Origin of the sequence: Moorena sp. SIO2C4 (genome assembly GCF_010672485.1) — a bacterium.
Lineage (GTDB): Bacteria > Cyanobacteriota > Cyanobacteriia > Cyanobacteriales > Coleofasciculaceae > Moorena > Moorena producens.
Genome location: NZ_JAAHGN010000391.1, coordinates 1 through 6,437 on the forward strand (window position 1 = coordinate 1; position 6,437 = coordinate 6,437).

General features: G+C 42.0%; 8 protein-coding genes. 2 read left to right on the forward strand and 6 right to left on the reverse strand.

What is annotated here, in order from left to right:
* Positions 1 to 484: 484 nt before the first annotated feature.
* Both F6K20_RS19795 and F6K20_RS19800 read right to left on the reverse strand, forming a co-directional pair.
* Positions 485 to 748, reverse strand: a complete 264-nt coding sequence (locus F6K20_RS19795; protein ID WP_287295760.1) for a zinc ribbon domain-containing protein — start codon at positions 746 to 748, stop codon at positions 485 to 487.
* Positions 733 to 1,278 carry a transposase gene (locus F6K20_RS19800; protein WP_287295762.1) on the reverse strand — a complete coding sequence of 182 codons (546 nt, stop codon included), beginning with the start codon at positions 1,276 to 1,278 and terminating at the stop codon, positions 733 to 735. The genes F6K20_RS19795 and F6K20_RS19800 overlap by 16 nt, the downstream gene beginning before the upstream one ends.
* A gap of 133 nt (positions 1,279 to 1,411) precedes the next feature.
* Here F6K20_RS19800 and F6K20_RS19805 point away from each other — a divergent pair, with 133 nt between their 5' ends.
* Positions 1,412 to 1,771 carry a transposase family protein gene (locus tag F6K20_RS19805; RefSeq protein WP_287295764.1) on the forward strand — a complete coding sequence of 120 codons (360 nt, stop codon included), beginning with the start codon at positions 1,412 to 1,414 and terminating at the stop codon, positions 1,769 to 1,771.
* A gap of 1,039 nt (positions 1,772 to 2,810) precedes the next feature.
* Here F6K20_RS19805 and F6K20_RS19810 read toward each other — a convergent pair.
* The 4 genes from F6K20_RS19810 to tnpA all read right to left on the reverse strand — a co-directional run bounded on the left by F6K20_RS19810 (position 2,811) and on the right by tnpA (position 4,921).
* The gene (locus tag F6K20_RS19810) at positions 2,811 to 3,191 is read right to left on the reverse strand and encodes a microviridin/marinostatin family tricyclic proteinase inhibitor (RefSeq protein WP_287253172.1); all 381 of its coding nucleotides are present in this window, start codon (positions 3,189 to 3,191) and stop codon (positions 2,811 to 2,813) included.
* 257 nt (positions 3,192 to 3,448) lie between these two features.
* Complete coding sequence (locus F6K20_RS19815) at positions 3,449 to 3,703, reverse strand: microviridin/marinostatin family tricyclic proteinase inhibitor (RefSeq protein ID WP_287253174.1); 255 nt, start codon at positions 3,701 to 3,703, stop codon at positions 3,449 to 3,451.
* Positions 3,704 to 4,145: 442 nt separating this feature from the next.
* Entirely contained in the window at positions 4,146 to 4,442 is a 297-nt protein-coding gene (locus F6K20_RS19820; RefSeq protein ID WP_287253178.1) for a helix-turn-helix domain-containing protein, read from the reverse strand.
* A gap of 74 nt (positions 4,443 to 4,516) precedes the next feature.
* Positions 4,517 to 4,921, reverse strand: coding sequence for an IS200/IS605 family transposase (gene tnpA / locus F6K20_RS19825; RefSeq protein WP_287295765.1), 405 nt, complete (start codon positions 4,919 to 4,921; stop codon positions 4,517 to 4,519).
* 78 nt (positions 4,922 to 4,999) lie between these two features.
* Here tnpA and F6K20_RS19830 point away from each other — a divergent pair, with 78 nt between their 5' ends.
* Positions 5,000 to 6,325 (forward strand): RNA-guided endonuclease InsQ/TnpB family protein, encoded by a 1,326-nt coding sequence (locus tag F6K20_RS19830; protein WP_287253183.1) that lies wholly within the window; start codon positions 5,000 to 5,002, stop codon positions 6,323 to 6,325.
* Positions 6,326 to 6,437: the final 112 nt, after the last annotated feature.

Consider the following 6,437-nt stretch of genomic DNA (forward strand, 5'->3'; position numbering starts at 1 on the left):
TGTTTTTTGATGATTTGTGGAAAATTTGATATCATTTAAGCAACATTATTATATTTTTATTTGGCCTCTATTTTATCAAATTAGAGGCTATTTGTCTAGTTTTTTAACTATCATTCAACATTTCTGCGTTAATGGTGAAGAATAAATAACAGTAATAGGAATTAGCCATTGCCCCCTAAATCCCCCAAGTTTGGGGGACTTTTTGAGTAATCCCCCCCAAACTTGGGGGGTTAGGGGGGCAAAACCAACTAAACTTCGTAAGTCCTAAGTAAAATAAATAACACTCAGCCCAAAGCTGATAGCTGAGGGCTGATCGCGGGTTTCAAAAGCTCAGTTGACGCAAAGGGAGAAATAGTATCGGTAATTATTTCAACTACCCCTGTCTAATCGAGTACCCTAATCGAGTACACCCTTGGCAAGGGGATTGTGTCTACAGTTCACCTCCAATCTAATTCCCGAGATAGGCTAGCCTTTGGCAATCCCCTCAGTCTAGAGTTTTGGTTTCATCCTGGGACACATCAGGGACGGTTGAAAGTCGCCCCGTCCTCTCAAAGTCTTGCCTCAAGAGGAGCGTTCTCAGTGCGATATTCTTGGCTCCAACTAAATCAGCATGTAGTTTGTATCCACAAGCCATGCAATCAAAATCTAATCCATTATTGGGTCGATTGGCTTTATTGGTGTGACCACAACGGGGACATGACTGGGAGGTGAAATTAGCATCAACTCTAATCGCTAAAGCGCCACCCAAAACGGCTTTATAGTCAATGAAGTGCAAATTATTGCTGTACCTATTTTTGCAGCACCTGAATGAATCAAGTCTAAGTGTTTTTGAGATCCGGAGTAGTCAATTTTTATGGGACCTTCTAAGGTAACTAGGCTAGCTTTACCTTTAACAAATGAGTAGTCACGCTTGTAACTAAACGTACAGGTCCGAGCTCTGAATTTAGGAGGGGGATCTAAGCCTTGGTAACGCTTGTTGGTAATCCCGGATTTTAAGTGAGTAGCATTACGCTCTACTTTCATCCAGAGATTTTTATAGATTGCAGCTACCTGTCGAGGTACGTTACATGCCATTTGGGCTGGTAACCTAAAGCGTTCTCGAATGTCGTAGTAAACCTGCTTTTGTAACTTAGCCGCATCAGAAAGTTTGCCTTTGTCAAACGCCAATTTCGATGTATAGTTCAAGGCATCACGATAAGCTAAAGTAACTGCACGAAGCTTTTGCTTTTGCTCCGGTGTGCAGTTCAACTTCAGCTTTGCTGTAATTACCTGCTGCATCGAATCTTTGACCTTTGTTAATTGTGTTATAGCAGTTATAAATTGGGTGAGGTACTTTCCCAGGGCTATTTCATTCTCATGAAAGCCAAGAAATGCTAGGCTTACAAGTTAACCGAGAGTTTGATTAGTGACCATGGGTCAGCCCCCCCAATCTGCCCCTGCTGTTTTACTGCCTAGCCTGTCCCAAGAGGAGTCAACCCCAGAGCCGATCGAGATTTTAGAAGCCTTTTCTGATATCCCAGATGTGCGCAAGGTCTCAGGTAAACGGCATAAAGTCGCTCTATGTCTAGCTCTGTTTACTCTGGCTATAGCGGCTGGTAACCGAGGGTTAAGAGCGATTGGCGATTGGCTCAACAGCTATCGGGAGGACAAGATTGAACGTTTTCTACCCCCAAAGCGGCGAATTCCTTCCTACAGCACGATTCGTCGTGTCCTAAAAACCAAAGGATTATCAGCAGTATTCTGCGGCCCTGGCTCGGTTCTTTGGCATTGAACCCAAGGCGCGGGGAAACCTTAGCTGTCGATGGCAAAGTCTTACGGGGCTCATACCAACTAGAAAGGGACAATCCTGATTCTCCCCCTCACAAGCGCAATTATGTTAGTCAGTGCTTACCTGGTCGAGCGGGGTTTGATTCAAGAGCCTGATCAAGTGGATAGCAAAACGAACGTGCGTCAAAGCCAAGAGACGAAACCTTAGGTAGTGGTCGCCTTAATCAAAAAGTTTTAACCCTTTTATGCATAGCCGACTAACCATAAAGGCGACCACTACCTTACGGTAACTTCAATACCAGAATTTATTACCCAACTGGCTGTTAAGGGTGTGGTCAACGCCATAGATGCGATTAGCACTCAAAAAAACGGCTCAGTTGATCAAAGAGAGCTGAGAATCACTACCTGGGGGCGATTAAAGGCAATCAGGGCAATCTATTCAAAAGCGTCAAAGCTTACTTTGTAGCCGAACACAGTCATACTGACATTACTTAAGGACATGGTCGGATCGAGAAACGGGTCGGCACGCATCTGCAACCAACTCGACAACATCCAGCCCTGGCCAGGGCATTAGACTCTGATTCGAACCCTTAGTGTTCGACAATTCAAAAAGGGGGGGCAACACCGTCTGGAAAAGGAAACACGCTACTATGTTGCTTCTTACGCCCTTGTCTGCTGAGTCCAAAGCCTCAGCGCATCCCTTGGATATTGGGGTGTAGAGAACAAGGTTCATTATGTGCGATTTGGTTACTCAGGGTGAAGATGCTTCACGTATTCGCATGCATCAGTTACCTCAAATCTTTGCCGTTGCTCGTAACTTTGCTCTAAATATCTATCGTTCTCATGACTTTTCAAATATGGCTCAGGCGCAAAGACGGTGCCAGTTTGGACTAGACACACTCAAGCACATTTTCAGAAATGTTATAGCCCTGGGTACTTTCCTTCTTGGTTTTAGAAGGGAGCTTCGGAGTTTCGGAACAGCGAATAAAATTTAGATGTACCTCACGCTAATTAGTAAACCCTATAGTCAACTCGATACGATATTACTTGTGGGGAGCATCTTCCTCATCAGAGGGGAACTTCAGGGTCACAATTGGACCACCGCCACCATCTTCTTGATCCGATGGGTACTTCCGGGTCATCGCAATTGGACCACCGCCACCCTCTTCGTGATCTGAGGGATACTTCTTAGTCAAGGCTGGACCACCGCCACCCTCTTCGTGATCTGAGGGGTACTTCCGGGTAAAGCATCCGGCACCATCTTCAAAATCAGAGGGGAACTTCTCTGTGAACGCAAATCCGCGACCGCCTCTAACATCATCCATTTCCTCTTCAGATAGCTCTTCGCACCATTGCCCTTCTAGGTAGCGGGCGAAAAAGGGAACTGCTTGGGAATTTTCTTCTGGTTTGTCCATATTAGACATGGCTTTAAACTCCTAGTGGATAAATAAGATGTGGGGAAATAGGAGATAGGATGTGGCTAAGTATGAGTATATCCATGAATAGACCCATGAATAGACACAACTATTTTCCTATAAATCTATTAAAAGCCATGCCTCCCTAGCTGTAACGCCAAATTGGCGAAAATTTTTAATTTAAACCTAAAATAAATAAGTTAGGCTCTGGGTAGATTATTCCCTATCTTCCAGATATCCCCGGTCTGAAAATATTACACGGATTGCTATATATCTTCTTGATCAGATGGGTACTTTTGAGTCTCAACTATTAGATCATCTCGAAACTTGAAGGTTACCCCCGACCAATCTTCCCGATCAGATGGGTACTTTCTGGTAAGACTGCGAATAGGCAATACATTACCACCTTTGACAGTTTCCATTTCTTCCTTAGATAAGTCTTCAATAAATTGTCCCTCCAAGTAGCGGGCAAAAAAGGGAACTGCTTGGGAATTTTCTTCTGGATTGTTCATGTCTGACATCGTAAAATTACTCCTAGATAATTGAGGAAACTTACTGGCTAGTTAAACTCCCATTTTAATGGGATAAAAATCACCTACTCATCTCAAGATATTAAACTCGCTAAATTTAATCCTTTGGCTAAAATATTGCCTCACTAATTTAGGGAGTTTTGAAAGGATTAATTAATAGCTTATCAAGCTAAAATTATTCTACACTTAATAATAAAAAAATAATGGTACATAAAACTAAAAATTATGTATGATAGCCCTAGGAATTGGGGTGTATTCCTACTTGGAACCATTGGTATTATTTTTGCTAATGGGTAATGGTACGAGAGTAATCACAATTACCTTACCCATTACCCAAGCGTGACAATAGTGATATTATCTGGATATCAAAGAAATAAAGACGATTCTGAGTCTACTATTCGGAATCTTCTCATCTCCGGATATCTCCATCTTGTTAATGTGGTGGACACAGGAAATTCTGGAGTTTTTCAGGCATTTCTTCAAAATTCTCCAGAAGGAAATCCATTATGGCCAGATGGTACAAATCGATGGGCATGGGAGAGCGATAGTTGTGACCTCTGGCAAACCAGCGCTGTACTGTAGCATCACTACGGGAGCAAATACAGGCGATGACCTCATAAGTCACTAACCATTTGCCATAAAACTTTTGTGGTGTCATTCCCAATTGGCAGTTACTGTAGCGCTGGATTAAGGCTTGGTCTTTTTCGGTTAGAGGACGGGGCTTTTTCATAAAGATCTAGGTAGAATTCCTCCCCGTGTCTAAAGACCGGGGAGGAATTCTCCATAGTGGCTTTAGCCACCTTCTTATCCGTGGTGAGGGTCGTTGATATACCGCTGAATAGTTTCACTACTCACCTTCCCTGCGGTACTAAAAAAATAACTATTAGTCCAAAGAGATGGCAGTTTTTTTAATTCAGGGAACTCTTTTCGCAAGTAGTTTGCACTTCTGCCTTTGAAAGCCCTGACTACTTGATAAATAGCATCTGTTGGATTTATCTCTACAAAAAGGTGAATATGATCAGGAGCAACCTCTAAAGCTTTAATATTCCAGTTCTTCTCCGAAGCTATCTCAGTAAAAATTTCGTAAATCCTATCCCTAATCTTTCCTACCAATACCTTTTTTATTCTTTTCGGTATCCATACTAAATGTACAGTACACACCCCGACCGCATGGTTGTAGTGTCTGTACTCAAAACCGCTCTTTCTCAATTTATTTTCTCTCCGGACTTGCTGTTGTTTTTATTGTAGGTTAATATATAGTTAACGACAAACCCCTGAGGGTCGATAATGGCTAAAAAGAAGTTAAAAGTAGGGGTTCAGCAAATCCTTTTACACCCGGACAAAGAGACAGAGGCAATCCTGACTTATCTTTGTGAGCAGTCAGGGAAACTGTACAATATGGGAGTTTACTTTTCTCGTCAAGTGTTTTTCAAAACAGGAAAACTACTTACAGGGAAATTCGACTTGATATATGAAAAAAGCGTAGGAAAGACGATTGTAGCTAAGTCTCTCCCCTCCACCCCAGCCCAGCAGACATTGATGAGTGTGGCCGAAGCACTTAAATCCTATAAGAAGCTAAGAGAGTCTTGGTTCAAAGGGGGTTTAAAAAGTAGACCGAAGCCTCCTGGATATTTGAAAGGGAAAAAGATGTTTAAAGTCTCTTATCCAAATTCAGGAGGGCAAAAGCCAAAGAGACATGAAGACTTAATTACTTTTTCTCTGGGATTAAATGTAAAGAGATGGTTTGGAATCAAAAAATTCTCTCTGTCTTTTCCTAGTAATTTAGAAGATATAAAAATAAAAGAATGGACTATTTTACCTAAAAATGGGGCTTTTTACCTAGAAGTATCTTATGAGATACCAGAGTCAGTCCAAGTCAAAGATAAAAGCAAAGAGGCTTTGAGTATAGATTTAGGGACTTCTAGTAATTTAGCGGCTTGCGTTGACACTTTAGGAAATTCTTTTTTAATAGACTGTCGTGCCATGAAGTCCTTTAACCAATATTGGAACAAGCAAGTCTCTACAAGAAAGAAAGGTAGAGCAAAAGATTATTGGGATAATTGGCTTGATAGGGTTACTCGGAAACGGAACCATCGGATGAGAGATGGAATAAATAAGGCCGCTAAGATAATAATCAACCATTGCCTTGAATACAGTATTGGGACTATAGTCCTAGGCTGGAATGAAGGTTTTAAACAATGCTCCAATATGGGTAGGATAAACAATCAACAGTTTGTTCAAATACCTTTAGGGAAGCTAAAAGATAGGCTATCTCAGTTGTGCAGTTTACACGGAATCCATTTGGAATTGACGGAGGAAGCTTACACCAGTAAGGCCAGCTATCTTGATGGAGACTCCCTACCTGCTTATGGAGAAAAACCAAGTGGGTGGAAAGCATCAGGAAAGCGTGTAAAGCGCGGTCTTTATAAGACTTCAAATAAGTCAATAGTAAATGCTGACTTAAATGGTAGTGCAAATATCTTGAGAAAAGTAGCCAGAAAGCTAGGCATAGACCTATCCAGACTGAGTAGACGGTGTTTGACTACCGTAGCGAAGATTAGACTTTGGACGTTACCTAAGTTTATCTTGTCAGCAGAATCCCCGCGTCTTTAGACCGGGGAGTGTCAAAAAGCCTCCTCTACTGCTAGAGTTTCTAAGTCTTGTTCCCTTGGCAGTAAGCTTATGGCTGGTGAACTGCAAAAGTCTAGCGCTAGCGCAAAATGAG

Bases quoted from the DNA above. Each gene is read 5' to 3' on its own strand.
- F6K20_RS19820 (WP_287253178.1), bottom strand. From the start codon at position 4,442: ATGAAAAAGCCCCGTCCTCTAACCGAAAAAGACCAAGCCTTAATCCAG.
- F6K20_RS19800 (WP_287295762.1), bottom strand. From the start codon at position 1,278: ATGCAGCAGGTAATTACAGCAAAGCTGAAGTTGAACTGCACACCGGAG.
- F6K20_RS19815 (WP_287253174.1), bottom strand. From the start codon at position 3,703: ATGTCAGACATGAACAATCCAGAAGAAAATTCCCAAGCAGTTCCCTTT.
- F6K20_RS19830 (WP_287253183.1), top strand. From the start codon at position 5,000: ATGGCTAAAAAGAAGTTAAAAGTAGGGGTTCAGCAAATCCTTTTACAC.
- F6K20_RS19810 (WP_287253172.1), bottom strand. From the start codon at position 3,191: ATGTCTAATATGGACAAACCAGAAGAAAATTCCCAAGCAGTTCCCTTT.
- F6K20_RS19805 (WP_287295764.1), top strand. From the start codon at position 1,412: ATGGGTCAGCCCCCCCAATCTGCCCCTGCTGTTTTACTGCCTAGCCTG.